The organism is Iodobacter violaceini (assembly GCF_011601265.1).
In the GTDB taxonomy this organism is placed as follows: domain Bacteria; phylum Pseudomonadota; class Gammaproteobacteria; order Burkholderiales; family Chitinibacteraceae; genus Iodobacter; species Iodobacter violaceini.
In genome coordinates, this window is the sequence record NZ_JAAOLX010000014.1 from 1 (window position 1) to 19,346 (window position 19,346).

Genomic DNA, 19,346 nt, shown 5'->3' on the forward strand with positions numbered 1-19,346 from the left:
CTGCATGGCGAGGACGGCGTAGCGATCACCAGCCCGCAAAGCCAGACCATCGCCGCAGGCACAAACCTCGATCTGGTCGCCCAAAGAGACACCAACCAAACCTCCGGCCGCCGCTGGATACACAATGCTGGATCACACATCAGCCTGTTTGTAGCCGGGGTAAAAGACCAAGTTTCGCTCAAACTGATCGCAGCCAAAGGCAAAATCTAGCTGCAGGCGCAGAGCGACGATATTGAAATCACCGGCGACAAAGATTTAAAAGTCACCGCCTGCAAAGAAAGCATCACCGTGGTGGCTAAAGATGAAATTCTGGTCACCGCTGGGGGCGGCTATATCCGGCTGAAAGGCGGCAATATCGAAATCCACTGCCCGGGAACGGTTACGGTGAAAGGTGCAAACCACGATGTGAGCGGGCCTGCGCAAATGATGCCAACTTTGCCTTTTTTTCCAGATTCATTTTGTAAATCCTGCATGCTAAAAGCGAAAGCTGCAGGTAGCCCATTTGCGAAGAAATCATGATGATGATGGATGCTTATCCTCAAGACAGTGACCAAGTATTGTTTGCACAATTGGCCACTTACCTTTCTGAATCAATACAAGTCTATGCTTTGCTGGATCATAGTTTCGATCCTCGTTTGTTAAAGAAAATGAGAGATCGGATTGTATGGACTTCGCTTTATCAAGATCATGGGGCTGAGACAGATGTTTCTCCATTGCTTTGCGTGCTCAATAGTGAGAATGAAGCGGAGCTTATGGAGCAAATTAAGTTGCTGCTCAAAATCACCAATGGGCAGCCTATGCTTAGTTTTTATCTAAGCACACTGGATAGAGAAGCAATCTTTAGCCATTTTGATCACTATTTTGATGTCAGTATTCTTCCTGAAAAATTGAGTTATATATTGCGCTATGCGGACACGCGTATTTTGCCCAATTTGCTTGCGCAACTTAGCCCTGAGCAAAAAGCGGCATTTTTATCTCCATTCAGCAGCGTGGTTTATTTTGATCGGGCCGCGCAAATCATACAGCTTGAAGGTGGCGGACAAACTAAAATTACCAATCAGGCGTTGGTACTGACTGAAGTACAATTTATAAGCATGATGGATAAGGCTTTACCTGATCAAATTTTGCAAAATATCCAATTGCTTGGGCTTCAGTCGTTATTACCTATAGAGCCTTCAAAAGCCTATGCGCAAATAAGGGAGCTTTGCGATATCGCATTGGCTCAGGGGAGTAGTGATGATGAGATTCTTAGCTTTTGTGTTGAACATTTACGCGGCGAAGCAGGATGATTTCTGAATGAGTTGAGAAAGATATTCTAAGAGATGCATTATTAAATATATAAAAATACTTTCTTACTTAATTTTAATTATTTTCATAAAGGTTTATCAATGGAATTACCAGAAGAAACGCCGGATAAAACTGAGATTACAGATACTGAGCATGGATTTAATTTGTTTATGATTGTGGTGTCTGGTTTGAATGCTTATGCCCTGTATCAAAGCATGACCGGCTCTGGCTATGGAGCTGCTTACTTGATGATCCTTTCTCTTTTTGGATTATTCCTGAGTTATATCGTGGTGCTAATTTGGGCAGGTAAAGTAAAAGCAAGACTATGGCTTGTGTTTAAGCATTCACTCATGATTAACGGCCTTGTTTTTATTGCAATGGGGATTGCAATGAACGGGCCATCTGCTCAGACTGAAAATGATACGGTGAATAAGCCTGGTAATACGATTTCGGCCTCTGTTGATTCGGTTAATTATATGCATGATTGGGCTGTGAAATATACATTAACCGATTTGCGCAGTAATCAGGCCATAGGCGGCAGTATTGTTAATTTTCTGGAAGGTCCAGGAGGAAAAAATTGCTGTATCAGCTTGCCAAAACAATGGCAGCCGGGAATGTACGTGAGTGTTGATTGGCAAGAGGCGGATAAAATACGTACTAAACCCGATAAATATCATCGTGAATTAGAAATACCCAGCTATCAGCAGGCCGGTGATCTTTATGTATTGTTTCATCCTGGGCAGGAAGTGGAGTTGGTCGTATCCAAAGTGGAGCCAGGTTATCCGGCTTGGCCGGGAAGAATTAAAAAAGATGCAATGGCCGCATGTGTTGAACGGCTTTCGGAAAAGGAGTGTAAGAGGAATTTGCCGAAATACCTTTCAAACTCTTCAGAACAAATTGCGGCTGACTATAGAAGGTATTGTCAGCCAAAAAATATTAAGCCAGATGGTGACTCAACGGGATGGGATAAAAAAGGATGTTCGGAAATGAGAGAGTACTGCATGAAGGAATTGGATATTGATAAGCGCATGTGCGAAATAGATTATAAAGAGGACTAATAATGACAGCTCGATTTACTGAGGCATGCAGAGCTTCACCGCTGGATTTATTCAAAGATGAGCTTACAGCCAGATCAAAAACTCAAAATCGTCCCAAATGCCTGCCCTGTGAGCAAGACATTTATCTTGGTTTCTTTTTTGATGGCACAAATAATAATAAATACCGTGATACAGAGGCTTTTGCCCATAGCAATGTGGCGCGTTTATACGAGGTTTACTCGGGCGAACCCACCGTAACTCAATTGAAAATCCTTAAAAAGGCCGGTAAACCTGATGCCAAAGCTGTATGGTCTTCAGCGGTACCTAAGGGTGAAGAAAAGTATTACCGTAAAACGTATATTCCTGGGGTCGGGACACCCTTTATTGAACTGGGTGACTCAGGGGAAGGCATGGACAACACCCTGGGGCTGGCCATGTCAAAGCATGGCGAGGTTCGTATTAACTGGGCTTTGCTGCAGCTGGGCAACCATATTCATGCTGCGCTGATGGGGAAGGCATTGAGCGAGCCGCTGGAGGATGATGGCAAGCTGGCCGGAGAAATGTTGGAAAAATCGGTAGGGAGCGCTGTGCCCAATAGGGGCAGGAGCGCAATTTTGCAGGAAAGGACGCGGCTATTGAGTAAGGCCATTGCACCTATTATCCGGGGCTCTCCCACTATTCGTTCTGTTCGTATTTCCGTGTTTGGTTTTTCACGCGGTGCGGCCGAGGCCAGGGTTTTCTGCAGCTGGCTGCAAAAATATTACAGCGATGGCATTGCAGGTATTCCTTTAAAAATCGATTTTTTGGGCATTTTTGATACAGTTGCCTCGGTTGGTTTGGCCAACTCTATGCCTATTGGCGGTGTTGAAGGGCACTATGCCTGGGCTAGTGTGGAGAACTTGCAGGTGAGCTCTGCGGTTAAGCGTTGTGTGCATCTGGTATCAGCACATGAAGTGCGTGGCTCGTTTCCACTTGATTCAATTGGCAGTGGTGCACACTGTAAAGAGGTGGTCTACCCCGGTGTGCATTCGGATGTAGGTGGTGGCTACCCGCCAAATGATCAGGGGCGCTCTATTGGTGCGGGTGCGGCGGGGGATGCAAAAAAGCTTTCGCAGATTCCATTGGCACAAATGTACCGCGAAGCCCTTATTGCCAGTGTGCCCTTGCTGGCCCCAATAGATTTTAATGATTTTCATAAAAGCAATTTCAAAATTGATCCGGGCACGGTCAAAGCCTTTAACGATTATATTGCGGCCACGCGCTTTGGCAGCGGCAAGCCGTCTGGCGTGATGTGGCTGACAGAAACACAGGCTGAAGAGCCTTTACTGCAGATTATTCACCGCCACTATGGCATTTTCTTGCGCTGGCGAAAAAGCATGCTGGGTAAGATTCATTTGCTGCCCGGTATTGCAGCTTCGCTGGATAGTGCAGCGAAAAAAACGCAGGACCGGCATGACATACAAACAACGGATCAGGCTTTACAGCAGGAATTAAATATGCTGGAAAAATACACGTCCCTTGTTTCTGAGCTTTCAATCTGGCCGGCTAAAGTGGGGGATTGGAATGGGGGTGTTTATGCGGAATGGATTAAGCAGGAGGCGGTGCTATTTGCAAGTAAGGTGTTATTTGAAACGCTGGTTCATGATTCCAGGGCATGGTTTAAACCTGGTAATTTTAGTGACGATGATCAGGCTTGGTTTAATGAAGGCGGCATGGAAAAATCACGACGAGTAATGATTAAAAGTATTGAAGCGGAACAAGAAAGGATTCGCTCACCCTATCGTTTAAGTGATGAGCAAATGAAGTCGGTTGATAATAAAGATTACAAAAAGAATGTTGAGCGAATTGAAAATCTGAAAACCAATAAAACGTATATGGTAAGAAGCGGGGGCCAGGAGCCGATCAGGCTTTATGGCTATCTGCGCTGGCGGCATGTTTTTGGTGCGGCGGCTCTGTCTGCTCCGCTGCAAGAGCCTGTCAGCAAAGAAATCATGCGCCGCAGAGAGCTTGAAAATCAGCAGTATGAGAATAATCTGCAAAGCTTAAATCAGCAAAACATCAATGCCAGAAAGCGTTATCAGGAAGGGCAAATAAATGCCCAAAGTTATGGAGAAGCTTTGCGGGATAATAGCTTACGTATGAGTACTGAGCATCAGAGGCATGCTGCTGCAATGGCAGCAATAAAATAATATTTAAGTGTTTAGCTTTGCATAAATAAGGCCTGCATTTTTGAATTTTTCCCTTTGTCTTGTTCTGTATTGTTGCAGGCACTGCATGAAAGGCGGCAATAATTGCCGAAGGTTTGTGCCGGTATGTTTCAAAGCCCGCTGAATGCGGGCTTTTTGCTTGGCACGCTTCCTGCTTACAATAACGGGGAAAGCGCGTATTGTGTGGCGTGATGAGATAAACAGGAGTTTGGCTATGTTAGGTCGTTTGGACGATTACTTCCGCCCGCAGGAAACTGCGCTGTCGCTGCGCAGCCAGCGGCAAGAGGTATTGGCTTCAAATATTGCTAACAATGACACGCCGGGCTACAAGGCGCGCGATTTTGATTTCAAAAAAACATTTGAAGCGGCTTTACAAAAAAATCCGGTGAAACCACTGCAAAGCACCGATCCGCGCCATCTGCAGCCTAAAGATAATCTTGATCCTTTATCAAAGGCATTGCTCTATCGCAATCCAAGGCAATCGGGTATTGATGGCAATACGGTGGATATGAATGCTGAGATGGCGGCGTTTTCAGATAATGCGATTCGCTATCAGGCAGGGATTACTTTTATGCAAAAGCGGATTGAAGGCATGCGCACTGCGCTGACTGGCCAATAAGGGATAAATGATGTCGATGTTCAGAGTTTTTGATATTGCGTCTACTGCGATGCATGCGCAGACCACTCGTCTGAATACGGTGGCATCTAATTTAGCCAATGCTGAATCAATTACCAGCTCTAATGGCCAGCCTTATCGTGCCAGGCAGGTGGTTTTTCAGGCCGCGCCGATTGCGGGGGGCGGCAAGGGGGCAGTAGGGGTGCAGGTTTCTGATGTGATTGAAGATCAATCCCCGCCTAAGCTGGTGTATGACCCTAAAAATGTATTGGCCGATGCCAATGGTTATGTAGCGATGCCCAATGTCAATGTGGTTGAAGAAATGACCAATATGATATCCGCTTCGCGCTCTTATCAAACCAATGCCGATGTAATGAATACGGCTAAAACCCTGCTGCTGAGAACTCTGGCACTTGGTCAGTCATAAGGATAATCATCATGATCCCTCGTACAACGATTAATTCGACTACTGATTACTCCACCATTAATAAAAAGGCGGATACCAAAGCTTCGGCGGCAGATCAGCAGCAGGATCGCTTTTTAAAGCTGCTGGTGAAGCAGCTGCAGAGCCAGGATCCGATGAATCCTATGGATAACGCGGCTACAACCAGCCAGATGGCTCAGATCAGCAGTGTAACGGGGATTGAAAAGCTCAATACCACGATGCAATCGATGATGGCAAGTTTTGCCTCTGCGCAAAGTTTTCAGGCGGCCGCTCTGATCGGTAAAGAGGTGCTGACTCAGGGCAATCAGATGAAGTTTGATGGCACAAAGCCGATTGATGCCCGGGTGGATTTGCCTGCCAATGTCAGCAATATCAAAGTGACCATTACCGATAAAAATGGCGCGGTGGTGGATAAAATCACTTTGCCACAGCAGGCCGCCGGGGCCGCTGGTGTGGTTTGGGATGGCAAGTTAGAGGGTGACAAGCTGGCAGCGGCCGGTGATTACTATATTTCTGCGACTGGTGTGAAAGATGGCAAGGAAATTGCTTTAAATACTCTGACCTGGCAAACGGCAAGTAGCGTTGAGCTGGCAAAAACGGGTGTGAATGTCATGTTGGGCAATCAAAAAACCGTTGCATTTAGCGATGTGAAACAAATCCGCTAGTCGTGGATAGAACAAGGTGAGGTTAGGGTTATGGGTTTCCAGCAGGGCTTGAGTGGTTTAAGTGCGTCGTCCAAGAGCCTGGACGCAATCGGTAATAATATCGCCAACTCGAGCACGGTCGGTTTTAAGCAGTCGCGCTCAGAGTTTGCGGATATGTACGCCAACTCTTTTGCCAGCTCCTCAACGATTTCCGGGATGGGCGGGCGCACGGTTGCGGTGACTCAGCAGTTTGGTCAGGGCAATATTACGTCGACCAATAATCCGCTGGATATTGCCATTACAGGGAATGGTTATTTCCGCATGGTGGATGGCGAAGCCGTGAGCTACACCCGTAATGGCCAGTTTCAGGTCGATAAAGAAGGTTTTATTGTGGGCAATACCGGCCAGAAATTAACCGGCTGGCCCTTTGATCTGAACGCCAATGCCTTACAAAAGGGCGGTACACCTACCCCTTTACAACTGGCAAATGGCAATATCGGTGCCAAAACAACGGGCTGGACTGAAGTTGCTGGCGGAGGGGTGAGTGCAGGCCTGCAGTTTGGGATGAATCTGGATGCCAGCCAGCTGACTAAAGACAGAACCAATCCGCTGGCGGCTAATTATGTAGGGGCATTAAACCCTGCAGACGTAAAAACTTTTACCAATTCAACCTCGGCGCAGGTCTATGACTCGCAAGGGGTTGCTCATACGCTGACGATGTATTTTACAAAGACAGCACCTAATACCTGGGAAGTAAGAACCCGCTTCGACAGCGATCCGGTATCGCCTCCTAATGATCCGGTTACCAATTTACCCTACCCTAATGTGACTTTTGATTCAAATGGTAAGTTGGTTGATAACACGCCGCTTTCATTCAGTACCACTTTAACTTCCGGGGCCACAACGCCGTTTGCGTTTCATGTGGGCCTTGAAGGTACAACGCAATATGGCAGCCCGTTTGGTGTAAATACGATCAAGCAGGACGGCTACCCGGACGGGGTGTTAACAGGCGTTGCGGTAGACCGGGAAGGCGTTATTCTGGGTAAGTATTCTAATGGCCAGAACAGGGCGATTGGCCAGGTTACGCTGACTAACTTTACCAATTCTCAGGGGCTGCAAAATCTGGGTGATAATCGCTGGGGCGAAACCTTTGCTTCGGGGCAGCCCAGAACCAATGATCCGGGCACCAGTGATCTGGGCTCGCTTCAGTCTGCTTCTGTAGAAGACGCTAACGTTGATTTAACGGGTGAGCTGGTTAATCTGATTACGGCTCAGCGTACCTATCAGGCCAACGCGCAAACGATTAAGGCCCAGGATACGATCCTGCAAACGATTGTGAACTTGCGTTAATCAATTTCTGCGTGGGCCTGTTTTTTATGCCCACGCTGTCTTTCTGATCGTCCTGCCTTTGAGTAAAAATCAATGGATCGAATGTTGTACATTGCAATGACCGGGGCAAAGCAAACCATGCTGCGCCAGGCGTCTGTTGCCAATAATCTGGCCAACGTGGCCACGCCGGGTTTCAGGGCAGAGCTGACTGCTGCACGTGCAGTGCCGGTCATTGGCGGCACTGGCGTGCCAAGCCGTGCTTATGTGGTTGAGCAGACCACCGGCGCAGATTTTACGCCCGGGATTGTGCAGCAGACTGGCCGGGTTTTGGATGTGGCGGTGAATGGTGAAGGCTGGCTTTCCGTGCAAACACCGACGGGCGAGGCTTATACCCGTAATGGCGGCTTTGAAATTGATGCGGCCGGGCTGTTGAAAACACGCAGCGGTCTGGTGGTGCAGGGTGAGAATGGCCCGCTGACTATTCCTGAAAATACCCGCATTACGATTGCAAAAGACGGCACTATTTCAGGAGCGCCGTTTGATAATCCGGCTCAGGCAGTAGAAATTGGCCGGCTTAAACTGGTGAATCCTTCTGAGCGTGAGCTCGAGAAAGGCAGTGATGGTTTGTTTCGCCAAAGAAACGGCGAAGTGGCGCAGGCGGATGCTGGCGTGAAACTTGCTTCGGAGTCTTTAGAGGTGAGTAATGTGAACCCGGTTGATCAGCTGGTGCAAATGATCGGATCGCAGCGCCAATATGATTTACAGATCAAAATGATGCAAACCGTTGATCAGAACGCCAGAAGTGCGGCGCAGCTGTTAACACTGACAGGCTGATCAGCGTGAGCAGCGGGCTGGATAGTTAAAGTTTTATATTCATTCAGCCCTCTGAAGAAGACAAATTGTGTGGCTGAATAAGCAAGGGCCGCCTTGCGCGCCCGGCAGTAATCAAACCAAAAAATAGGAAGTACGCATCATGATGCGCTCGCTGTGGATTGCCAAAACCGGCATGGATGCCATGCAGATGAATGTAGACGTCATCTCGCATAATCTGGCTAACGTCAGCACGAATGGTTTTAAGCGGGAACGTGCGGTATTTGAAGATTTGCTTTACCAGAATTTACGTCAGCCCGGCGGTTCAACCAGCGCGCAAACCCAGCAGCCAACAGGTTTGCAATTGGGAACCGGTGTGCGGCCCGTGGCCACGGCAAGAATTCATATGCAGGGTAATTTGCAGCTTACAGATGGCCCGCTGGATGTGGCGATTAATGGTCAGGGCTTTTTGCAAATTGCCATGCCCGATGGCACGACGGCATATACCCGGGATGGCTCGTTTCAGGTAGACAGCCAGGGCGCGGTGGTAACTGCAAGTGGCTATGCCCTGCAGCCTGCTTTACAAGTTCCTCAGGGAACAACCAAGTTAACGATTGCTAAAGATGGTACGGTCACGGCGATTGTGAATAATGACTCAGCCGCACCAGTACAGCTGGGCAATATTCAGCTGGCTACATTTATTAACCCGCCGGGCTTGCAGTCTGTGGGTGAAAACTTATACATGGAAACCACCGCTTCGGGCGCGCCAACGGTGGGTACACCGGGCACCAATGGTCTGGGTGCGCTGAATCAGGGCTATGTAGAAACATCTAATGTGAATGTGACTGAAGAGTTGATCAATATGATTCAGGCGCAACGCTCTTTTGAAATTAACTCAAAGGCGATTAAAACGTCTGACGAAATGCTGCAGAAGCTGACGCAGCTTTAGTCTTAAAGGGGGTCGAATGATGATGCGCCTTGCCGTTACGGCAATGATTGCCGTTTTGCTTGCCGCTTGCAGTACCACGCCGCCATCGGTGGTGACGCTGCCTACAACGGCCAGACCCGTGCAGCCTGTGGTGGCAAGTATCAATAATGGCTCTATTTTTCAGCCCAATAGCTCGCGCTTGTTGTTTGAAGAGCGCGTGGCCCGGAATATCGGTGATTTGCTGAATATCACGATTGAAGAAAACCTTTCTGCCGTGAATACGTCTAACAGCAGCAGTAACAAGGCCGGATCGCTCGATTACAGTACCACCGGCAATATTCCTTTAGTGCCGTGGGATATTGAAAAATACTTCTCGCGGGAAGGGGCTGCTGCTGTGAAGCTGGCAGGAACCAATAAATTTGAAGGGAAAGGGGCGACCAATAGCACTAATACCTTTAAAGGTACGATTTCGGTCACGGTAACTGATTTGCTGGCCAATGGTAATTTGATTGTGGGTGGCGAAAAGCAAGTTGCCGTCAATAATCAAATTAATACCCTGCGTTTTACCGGCGTGGTTAACCCGCTGGATATCAAGGCAGGGAATACGATTTCATCGAATAAAGTGGCCGATGCGCGCATCGAGCAACTGGGTGTGGGCTCTATGGCAGATGCTAATACCATAGGCTGGTTGCAGCGGTTTTTCTTAAATGTCATGCCATTTTAAGTGTGTAGCCTGATGTTTTTAAATGTGATTTAAATAGGTTGTGTGTATGTCTCGCTTTGCCCTGATTTGCTGTTTGTTATTTGTGCTTTCGCCCGCCCGTGCTGAAAAGCTGAAAGAGCTGGCGTCCGTTGCAGGCGTGCGTAATAACCAGCTGGTGGGCTATGGTTTGGTGGTGGGCCTCGATGGCAGCGGGGATCAGACCACGCAAACGCCGTTTACTGTGCAATCGGTTGTGAATATGCTGACCAACCTGGGGATTCAGGTGCCCAGTGGTGGTAATTTGCAGCTCAAAAACGTGGCAGCGGTAACGGTTACATCGACTTTGCCTGCTTTTGCAAGACCCGGTCAGCCTCTGGATGTGACGATCGCCTCGATTGGTAATGCCAAGTCTTTGCGTGGCGGCACGCTCCTGATGGCCCCGCTGAAAGGGGCCGACGGGCAAATTTATGCCATGGCTCAGGGTAATATTATTGTGGCCGGAGCCGGTGCATCGGCAGGTGGCTCGAGTACACAGGTGAATCAGCTGGCGACAGGGCGTATCCCTGCTGGTGCGACAGTCGAGAAATCGGTGCCTACTCTTTTAGGTAATGGTGAGTTTATTCAGCTGGAGCTGCTGGCAACCGATTTTACTACCGCTAATCGTGTGGTGAATGCAGTGAATTCGCAGTATCCGGGTACGGCAGTGGCTTTGGATGGCCGGGTGATTCAGGTTCGTGCGCCGCAGGATAATAATTTGCGCGTGGCATTTTTATCCCGGCTGGAAAACATTGATGTTACCCCGGCAGAATCCGGGCCTAAGGTCATTATTAACGCCCGCACAGGCTCGATTGTGATGAATCAGGCCGTGAAGCTGGATAGTTGCGCAATTGCGCATGGCAATTTAACCGTGACTATCACTGCAGATAATGCGGTTTCTCAGCCCAATCCTCTTGCGGGTGGCAAAACGACTAAAGTGCAAAACGCGGATATCCAGATTCAGGCGGATAAAGGCCCTATCGTGCGTTTGCCTAAATCCAGCACCTTGCGCGATGTGGTGCGGGCGCTGAATGCTGTGGGTGCAACGCCCCAGGATTTGCTGGCTATTTTGCAGGCAATGAAAGCTGCGGGCAGCTTAAAAGCGGAGCTTGAAGTAATCTGATTTTTTTATAGGGGCTGATGATTTTGGCTCCTTATTTCTATCTGCCACCCCCTCTTTTTTCCTCGGCACGCTTATTGCTTGATATAAGCATATATTTTATCTGAGCTGCCCGGAATGATCTCTTCAGCTAATCCATCCAGTAATGATCTTGCCATTGATGTTCGTGGCGTGGATAGCCTGCGTCAGCTGGCACGCAAAGATCCCAATAAAGCAGCGCTGGCCGTGGCGCGTGAATTTGAAGCTTTGCTGACCAGCCAGATGCTGAAATCGATGCGCGAAGCCACACCTAAATATGATGAGATGGAATCCGGTACGGCTGATATGTTTCGCGGTATGCACGATCAGCAGCTGACCCAGATGTGGTCTAAGCAGGGTGGCGTAGGATTTGCTGAATCGATTGTGCGACAGATTGAGTTGCAACGGGACCCTTCGCTTTATCAGAAGCTTTCGCCTTCATTTCATAACAGCTTGCCAGCGGCAAAAGCGGCAGGGGCTTCGGCAAAAGATGCCGTTTTGAGCGGTGATTCTTTTGCTTCAAAATTAGCCTCTCACGCTGAAGGCGCAGCCGCATCGCTGGGAGTGTCCCCGCATGTGCTGGTGGCGCACGCCGCTTTAGAATCGGGTTGGGGTAAAAAACCGATCAAAGATGCTGCAGGCGCTGATAGCCATAATGTATTTGGTATTAAAGCGACTAAAGACTGGAAAGGTAAAACCAGCGATATCACCACTACAGAGTTTGTGGGCGGGCAAGCACAAAAACGGGTAGAAAGTTTCCGGGTTTATGATTCCTATGCGGATGCTTTTAATGATTACGCCAGTCTGATTAAGCGCCGCTATAGCGATGCAGTCGGGCAGGGGGCAGATGCTAAGGGCTATGCCAGGGCATTGCAATCAGGCGGCTATGCCACTGACCCGCAATATGCCAATAAATTAGCGCAAGTGGCCGAACAATTACGACGTCAGCTGACGTAATGAACTGTGGCAACTGAATATCCGCCAGGGTTTTGAGTTGCCTTCAAGTATTGGCCATTTGTGCCGATAAATAGCAGCAAAGGAGTTGCATCATGGGCGCCAGTGTTTTTGGTATTGGTTTAAGTGGCTTAAACGCAGCAAGTTTAGGTTTAAGCACAACAGGTCATAATATTGCGAATGCCAATACGCAGGGCTATTCACGCCAGAGCATCAAGCAAAGTGCGCCTTATCCCCAGTACACGGGGAATGGTTTTACAGGCTTGGGTGTGCGTGTTGATACGGTGCAGCGCTCTTATGATGAGTTTCTGACTAAACAAGTGCAGGCCGCCACCTCGCAAGATAGTTATTACGGCACCTATCTGGCAGAAATTAAGCAGGTAGATAATTTGGTGGCAGATCCTGCAGCGGGTGTCTCGCCTGTCTTGCAGTCATTTTTTAGTGCCGTGCAAGGCATATCAACCAATCCGGCATCATTGCCGGCCCGGCAATCTTTGATGAGTAACGCTCAGGGACTGGTGAATCGTTTTCAGGTGTTTGATCAGCGTCTTTCTGAAATGCGCGCAGGCGTAAATGGCAATTTAGTGAGTGCTGCAGACCATGTTACGGCTTTGTCCAAGCAAATTGCCCAGATTAACGGCCAAATTGCGGTGTCAAGCAGTGGCGGGCAGCTGCCCAATGACTTGCTGGATCAGCGCGATCAGATGGTGCTGGATTTAAATGGTCTCGTTAAAGCGACATCCATTAAACAAAGTGATGGCACCATTAATGTATTTATCGGTAATGGGCAAAATCTGGTTGTAGGCGGTACGGCGTATTCGATTGCGGCCAAGCCTTCGATTAGTGACCCGCAGCGGCTTTCCATTGTGTATACCCAGGGGGCTGTTGACGCGGAAATCCCTGAAAATATGCTGACCGGCGGGCAACTGGGCGGATTACTCGAATACCGGAGTAAAACGCTGGATTCCGCGCAAAATTCGATTGAGCGTATGGCTCTGGTGCTGGGGCAAACCTTTAACGCACAGATGCGCCAGGGGCAGGATTTGTACGGCAATATGGGTACAAACTTTTTTGATTATCAGCAGAGCAGCGTGTCGTTTAATCATACCGTTGCGGGTGTGAGTACGGTGGCTGTAACGGCCAGCCTGCCTGCCGGGGTAAAAAGTGTGGCGAGTGATTATTCGCTTACTTTTACCGGAACAATCGGAGCCGAATACAGTATTACGCGGCTTTCCGATAATGTGAGTCAGACCGTAAATTTTGCCACAATGGCAACAAATCCAACCGTGCTCGGGCTGACATGGAGTGTGCCGGGTGTGATGACTGCGGGGGAAAAGATTGGCGTGAGCATGCCGCCTGCCATCGGTAATGTCTTATCTAACCGTAATAACACGGCGGCTGTGCCGCCTGCTGTGGCGCCTTTATTGGGGGGGTATATTGAGGATGTGAGCAAGGCGCAGCCCAGCGATTATGAGGTGTTTTTTGATGGCACGGATTATCAGGTCACCCGGCAGTCTGACGGGCAGCGTACGCAGATTACAGGCGCACAATTTGTTAACAATGCCAATGCTATCAGTGTGGATGGATTGCATCTGAGTTTTTCACAGGGCACGCCAACGGCAGGAGACCGGTTTACTGTTCAGCCTTATGTGGGGTTTAGCCGTGGCCTGAGTATCAAGCCGACAGATCCCAGAGTGATTGCAGCAGGCGTTCCGATTATCTCGGATACACAGCGCAGTAATACGGGTACCGGGAAGATCGGGCAAGTTGCCATCGATCCGGCCTCCACTGTGACTTCGCAATCTGCCGTCAATCCTCAGTTAAAAAACCAGGTTGATATTACGTTTTCGGTACCCACAGCGGGCCCGCAGACTGGCATTTTATCGTACAGCCTTGCAGACACCGTGTCTGGTGCAACGGTAGGTCCTTTAACCTATGTGGCGGGGCAAACCATTTCGTATAACGGCTGGAATGTGAAAATTGATGGGCAGCCGGCTCAGGGAGATAAATTTTCAGTTAAAGCGGGGACCTCTCAGGATGCGGATGGCCGCAATGCGCTGAAGCTGGGCGAATTGCAATCCAAAAAAATATTGGATGGGGGCAAGGCCAATTATCAGGAGGCCTATGGGCAAATGGTGGCCGTTATTGGTGCAAAAACCAATGAGGTGACGATTATGTCTGCCGCGCAAACGGAAGTGCTTAAACAGGCTGAGATTTCGCGTGATTCTGTCTCAGCAGTTAATCTGGATGAAGAAGCCGCAAACTTATTGCGCTATCAGCAGGCTTATCAGGCATCCAGCAAAGTGATTCAAATTGCACAACAAGCATTTGATGCCATTGTGCGAATTGGTGGCTGACAGCCCTGACAGGCTGCGGCTCAGTATTTATAAGGAATAATTAGCATGCGTATCGCAACCACGACAATTTATAAGCAAGGGGCTGCTGAATTACAGCGCCATTCCAGCGTGCAAGCGAAGTTGCAAAATCAATTGTCCACCGGTCGCCGGGTATTAACGCCTGCTGATGATCCTATCTCATCAGCAAAAATACTGGATGTTACCCAGGCCCAGGAGCTGAACAAGCAATATGCGGTAAACAGCCAGACTGCTGATTCTGCAATGCGCCTTTCCGAATCGACCTTGCAGCAGGTGACCGATCTGCTGCACGATATTTATTCGCTGGCAGTAAAGGCGGGCAACCCTTCGCAGACCCTGGCCGAAAAAAAGCTGCTGGATTCGGAATTACAAGGTCAGTACCAGGAAATGATGAGCCTTGCCAATGCAACCGATGGCGGCGGATCGTATTTGTTTTCGGGTTTTAAAGGCTCCACTAAGCCATTCAGCGAAACATCCTTTGGCAATGTGACATACGCAGGTGATGACGGTCAGCGCCAGATGCAAATATCGGGATCCAGACAGATTCCGGTATCCGAATCGGGCTATCAGATTTTTCAGGCTGGCCGTACCGGTAACGGTAATTTTGTGAGCTCTGCTAACGCTGTGGCGCCTGGCAATTCAGGGAGTGGGGTGATCAGCCCAGGCGAAGTGGTTGATATTACAAAGTGGAATAATCCGGCTCATTCACAAAAATTTAAAATTGAATTTAAATCGGTTGATGATCCGGCTCAGCCGGGTAAGCCAGTAATTGCTTACGATATTATCGATAATCAGGCGATGCTGGCCGACGGGGTGACCGCCAATCCCAATTTTAATAAATCAGCAATCGATGGCTACAATTACACGGCCGGTGCGAGGCCTGCTGTGCCGGGCGCGCTGAATAACTACCCGCGTGCCTACGTGCCGGGTGGTGACATTGTGTTTAAAAACCTGGCCAGCGACCCTGTTGGGGTTCCGCCGGTTGCCCCTTGGGATTACGGTATAAAAATGAATGTGACCGGGCAGCCAAGCGTGGTGATTGGGCCGCTTGGTGCTAACCCAACACCCGCAGGGCCGGTTTCCAGTGGCGTAACGGATTCATTTAATGTAGATCCAAGCCGCAGTAATGGTGATATTTTTCAAACCATGAAGGTCTTTTCTGATGCTTTAAATTCTTATCAGACCAGCCCGACCGGAATGGCTAATTTCCAGAATCAGTTAAATACTGTTTTGCAAAATACCAGCAATATGCTGACCAATGTATTGTCATCCCAGGGGAATCTTGGAGCCAGAATGATTGAAACTCAGTCTGTGCAGGATACGAATGGCGATTTGAAAGTGCAATATGGACAAACATTGTCGCAATTGCAGGATCTGGATTATTCAACCGCCCTGAGTGATTTTTCTTTAACGCAAACTCTGCTTGAGGCATCACGAAAATCGTTTTCCCAGGTGCAGGGCTTAAGTTTATTTCAATATATTAGCTAATCTGAAAAGCGGCCATATCTGGCCGCTTTTTTTATAACTGGCAGCGGGCCCTTTGTAATATCGGCCGGGCTGCCCGGTGCTGACTCCTGTATTATCCGGCCTATGGCTAAAATTCGATCCTCTTTTGTTTGTCAGCTCTGCGGTGCTGCATCTTCTAAATGGCAGGGGCAATGCCCCGGTTGTGGTGAATGGAATACCCTGCAGGAAGGTGTGGCAGAAACTGCAGCAAGCACCCGCTTTCAGTCATTGGCTGCCGATGGTGCAATCCGCCAGCTAAGCGATGTGGAGGCGGCGGAAATCCCTCGTATCGCAACGGGTATGGCCGAGCTTGACCGCGTATTGGGCGGTGGCCTGGTGCCCGGTGGTGTGGTGCTGATTGGCGGGGACCCGGGAATTGGTAAATCCACGCTGCTGCTGCAGGCCATGACCCTGCTGGCTGCAGAGCGCCCTGTTTTGTATGTATCCGGTGAGGAATCCCCTCAGCAAATTGCTTTACGCGCTAAACGCCTTGGCTTGCCTGCGGGCAAAGTGGCGCTTTACGCCGAAATTGGTTTGGATAAAATTCTGCTTGCACTGGAAAAGGTGGGCCCGCAGGTTGCGGTTATTGACTCGATTCAAACGGTTTATTCAGAAGCACTTACATCGGCTCCAGGTAGTGTGGCACAGGTCCGGGAGTGTGCCGCGCAGCTTACACGCTATGCCAAACGTACCGGGACCACTATTTTTCTGGTGGGCCACGTTACAAAAGATGGCGCAATTGCCGGGCCGCGGGTGCTGGAGCATATTGTGGATGCGGTGCTGTATTTCGAAGGGGATACGCATTCCAGCTTCAGGCTGATCCGTGCGATTAAAAATCGCTTTGGTGCAGTTAACGAGCTGGGCGTCTTTGCCATGACTGATAAAGGTCTGCGTGAAGTCTCCAACCCCTCCGCACTCTTTTTGTCTCAGCATAAAGAACCTGTGCCGGGGAGCTGTGTTCTGGTCACACAGGAGGGGACCCGGCCGCTGCTGGTAGAAATTCAGGCGCTGGTTGATGATTCGCACTCCCCTCAGCCTAAGCGCCTTGCTGTTGGGGTTGAGCAGAATCGTCTGGCTTTGCTGCTTGCTGTTTTGCATCGGCATGCGGGCATTGCGGCATTTGATCAGGATGTGTTTATTAACGCCGTGGGTGGTGTGCGGATCGCCGAGCCCGCTGCAGACCTTGCCGTTTTACTGGCGATTGTGTCTTCTTTAAAAAACCGGCCTTTGCCGGAAAAACTGGTGGTGTTTGGTGAGGTAGGGCTGGCGGGTGAAGTGAGGCCGGTACAGCGGGGGCAGGAGCGCCTGCGTGAGGCCGCCAAACTGGGGTTTACACATGCCATTGTGCCCAAAGGGAACCGGCCACGCCAAAGTATTGAGGGGATGACGGTGACTCTGGTTGAGCGTCTTGAAGAGGCTGTTAACGCGGCCATGTAAGTTTTCGAGTACAATGGGCTTGAAAAATAAGCATACGCCCACATCAATAAAACATTGCTGGCTGCTTCATCCTTCGTCTAGGATTTGATGAGCCAATTGATTACCCCCATGCTGGAGATTAAATATGAGTGAACATATCGCACAGGTTACAGATGCCACTTTTGAAGCAGAAGTGTTGCAGGCCCAGGGCCCTGTTTTGGTTGATTATTGGGCAGAATGGTGCGGCCCGTGCAAAATGATTACTCCGATTCTGGAAGAAGTTGGTGCCGAATACGCAGGCCGTTTGAAAGTGGCTAAGCTGAATATTGATGATAATCAGGCGACTCCGCCTAAATATGGTATTCGTGGTATTCCAACACTGATGCTGTTTGTGGCAGGTGAAGTGAAAGCCACTAAGGTTGGTGCGTTGTCAAAATCGCAATTAACCGCATTTCTTGATAGTAATATTTGACAGCACTGAGTAAATCCATATAGGCTTATGGATATTCAACTGGGCCAGCCGGATATTCTTTTCGGCCCGCCCGGATTATTTAATTTCTATTTTTTCCCTTCCCGATTTATTCAAGCGCGCCCTCCCTATGCACCTGTCTGATTTAAAACACCTCCATGTTTCCGAACTTGTTGATATGGCTACGTCCTGCGAGATCGACGGTGCAAACCGGCTGCGTAAGCAAGATCTTGTTTTTGCCATTCTGAAAACAAAAGCCAAAAAAGGCGAGAGCATTTACGGCGATGGTACGCTGGAAGTGTTGCCCGATGGCTTTGGTTTTTTGCGAAGCCCGGATACTTCCTATCTGGCCGGCCCTGACGATATTTATGTCAGCCCCAGCCAAATCCGCCGCTTTAACCTGCATACCGGCGATACCATTGATGGCGAAATCCGAACGCCTAAAGATGGCGAACGCTACTTCGCTCTGGTTAAGGTTGATAAAGTAAATGGCGAGCCACCAGAAAACGCCAAGCACAAAATTCTGTTTGAAAATTTAACTCCATTATTCCCCAATAAGCGTTTACATCTTGAGCGTGATATTCGTGCCGAAGAAAATGTTACCGGCCGTATCATTGATTTGATCGCGCCTATTGGTAAAGGCCAGCGCGCACTCTTAGTGGCGCCGCCTAAAACCGGTAAAACGGTGATGTTGCAGCATATTGCCCACGCAATCAGTGCGAATCACCCTGAAGTGATGCTGATTGTGCTGCTGATTGACGAACGCCCTGAAGAAGTAACCGAAATGCAGCGCTCCGTGAAGGGCGAAGTGGTTTCTTCTACCTTTGATGAGCCGGCAACACGTCACGTGCAAGTGGCCGAAATGGTCATTGAAAAAGCCAAGCGCCTTGTTGAGCACAAAAAAGACGTGGTGATTCTGCTGGATTCGATTACCCGATTAGCCCGTGCCTACAACACCGTAGTACCTGCCTCTGGCAAGGTATTGACGGGTGGTGTGGATGCAAACGCATTGCAGCGTCCTAAGCGCTTCTTTGGTGCTGCGCGTAATATTGAAGAGGGTGGCAGCTTAACGATTATTGCCACTGCGCTGATTGATACCGGCAGCCGTATGGATGATGTGATTTACGAAGAATTCAAGGGAACGGGTAATAATGAAATCCACCTTGATCGTCGTATGGCAGAAAAACGTACTTATCCTGCATTAAATGTAAATCGCTCCGGCACACGCCGTGAAGAATTGCTGATTCAGCAGGATCAATTGCAAAAGATTTGGGTTCTGCGCAAATTACTTTATCCAATGGATGATTTGGATGCGATGGAGTTCCTGCTTGATAAAATCAAAGGCACCAAAAATAATATGGATTTCTTTGATTCAATGCGCCGATAAACACATACAGCGCAGCTTGTTCTCAGTGCGCTTTTGTGCGATGATCTCGTTTTTATGGC

General features: G+C 49.1%; 17 protein-coding genes and 1 pseudogene. All 18 read left to right on the top strand.

The annotated features are described in order from the left end of the window. A pseudogene (locus HA050_RS19760) lies at positions 1–519 on the top strand (DUF2345 domain-containing protein). After that, positions 516–1,289 (top strand): DUF4123 domain-containing protein, encoded by a 774-nt coding sequence (locus tag HA050_RS19765; RefSeq protein WP_166830002.1) that lies wholly within the window; start codon positions 516–518, stop codon positions 1,287–1,289. Before HA050_RS19760 ends, HA050_RS19765 begins: the two are co-directional and overlap by 4 nt. A gap of 99 nt (positions 1,290–1,388) precedes the next feature. After that, the gene (locus tag HA050_RS19770) at positions 1,389–2,345 is read left to right on the top strand and encodes a DUF3304 domain-containing protein (RefSeq protein WP_166830005.1); all 957 of its coding nucleotides are present in this window, start codon (positions 1,389–1,391) and stop codon (positions 2,343–2,345) included. 2 nt (positions 2,346–2,347) lie between these two features. Further along, the gene (locus HA050_RS19775) at positions 2,348–4,513 is read left to right on the top strand and encodes a T6SS phospholipase effector Tle1-like catalytic domain-containing protein (RefSeq protein WP_166830008.1); all 2,166 of its coding nucleotides are present in this window, start codon (positions 2,348–2,350) and stop codon (positions 4,511–4,513) included. A gap of 232 nt (positions 4,514–4,745) precedes the next feature. Beyond that, a complete protein-coding gene (flgB, locus tag HA050_RS19780; RefSeq protein ID WP_099397369.1) occupies positions 4,746–5,150 on the top strand; it encodes a flagellar basal body rod protein FlgB in 405 nt (134 codons plus the stop codon). 10 nt (positions 5,151–5,160) lie between these two features. Then, positions 5,161–5,574: a flagellar basal body rod protein FlgC gene (gene flgC, locus HA050_RS19785; RefSeq protein ID WP_166830011.1), complete on the top strand. Its 414-nt coding sequence runs from the start codon at positions 5,161–5,163 to the stop codon at positions 5,572–5,574. 11 nt (positions 5,575–5,585) lie between these two features. Beyond that, positions 5,586–6,257 (top strand): flagellar hook assembly protein FlgD, encoded by a 672-nt coding sequence (locus HA050_RS19790; protein WP_166830014.1) that lies wholly within the window; start codon positions 5,586–5,588, stop codon positions 6,255–6,257. Positions 6,258–6,287: 30 nt separating this feature from the next. Then, positions 6,288–7,586: a flagellar hook protein FlgE gene (flgE, locus tag HA050_RS19795; protein ID WP_166830016.1), complete on the top strand. Its 1,299-nt coding sequence runs from the start codon at positions 6,288–6,290 to the stop codon at positions 7,584–7,586. Between the two features lie 81 nt (positions 7,587–7,667). Next, the gene (gene flgF / locus HA050_RS19800) at positions 7,668–8,399 is read left to right on the top strand and encodes a flagellar basal-body rod protein FlgF (RefSeq protein WP_240929196.1); all 732 of its coding nucleotides are present in this window, start codon (positions 7,668–7,670) and stop codon (positions 8,397–8,399) included. 139 nt (positions 8,400–8,538) lie between these two features. Next, the gene (flgG, locus tag HA050_RS19805) at positions 8,539–9,324 is read left to right on the top strand and encodes a flagellar basal-body rod protein FlgG (RefSeq protein ID WP_099397364.1); all 786 of its coding nucleotides are present in this window, start codon (positions 8,539–8,541) and stop codon (positions 9,322–9,324) included. A gap of 16 nt (positions 9,325–9,340) precedes the next feature. Continuing rightward, positions 9,341–10,027, top strand: coding sequence for a flagellar basal body L-ring protein FlgH (locus HA050_RS19810; protein WP_233702885.1), 687 nt, complete (start codon positions 9,341–9,343; stop codon positions 10,025–10,027). 46 nt (positions 10,028–10,073) lie between these two features. Continuing rightward, positions 10,074–11,165 (top strand): flagellar basal body P-ring protein FlgI, encoded by a 1,092-nt coding sequence (locus tag HA050_RS19815; RefSeq protein ID WP_166830022.1) that lies wholly within the window; start codon positions 10,074–10,076, stop codon positions 11,163–11,165. A 114-nt stretch (positions 11,166–11,279) separates the two neighbouring features. Next, complete coding sequence (gene flgJ, locus HA050_RS19820; protein WP_205836521.1) at positions 11,280–12,137, top strand: flagellar assembly peptidoglycan hydrolase FlgJ; 858 nt, start codon at positions 11,280–11,282, stop codon at positions 12,135–12,137. Between the two features lie 92 nt (positions 12,138–12,229). Then, entirely contained in the window at positions 12,230–14,491 is a 2,262-nt protein-coding gene (flgK, locus tag HA050_RS19825) for a flagellar hook-associated protein FlgK (protein WP_166830025.1), read from the top strand. A gap of 45 nt (positions 14,492–14,536) precedes the next feature. Continuing rightward, complete coding sequence (gene flgL, locus HA050_RS19830) at positions 14,537–15,997, top strand: flagellar hook-associated protein FlgL (RefSeq protein ID WP_166830027.1); 1,461 nt, start codon at positions 14,537–14,539, stop codon at positions 15,995–15,997. A 102-nt stretch (positions 15,998–16,099) separates the two neighbouring features. Next, positions 16,100–17,452: a DNA repair protein RadA gene (gene radA, locus HA050_RS19835; RefSeq protein WP_099397359.1), complete on the top strand. Its 1,353-nt coding sequence runs from the start codon at positions 16,100–16,102 to the stop codon at positions 17,450–17,452. 124 nt (positions 17,453–17,576) lie between these two features. Beyond that, the gene (gene trxA / locus HA050_RS19840) at positions 17,577–17,903 is read left to right on the top strand and encodes a thioredoxin TrxA (RefSeq protein WP_099397358.1); all 327 of its coding nucleotides are present in this window, start codon (positions 17,577–17,579) and stop codon (positions 17,901–17,903) included. 127 nt (positions 17,904–18,030) lie between these two features. Further along, entirely contained in the window at positions 18,031–19,287 is a 1,257-nt protein-coding gene (gene rho / locus HA050_RS19845) for a transcription termination factor Rho (protein ID WP_099397357.1), read from the top strand. Positions 19,288–19,346: the final 59 nt, after the last annotated feature.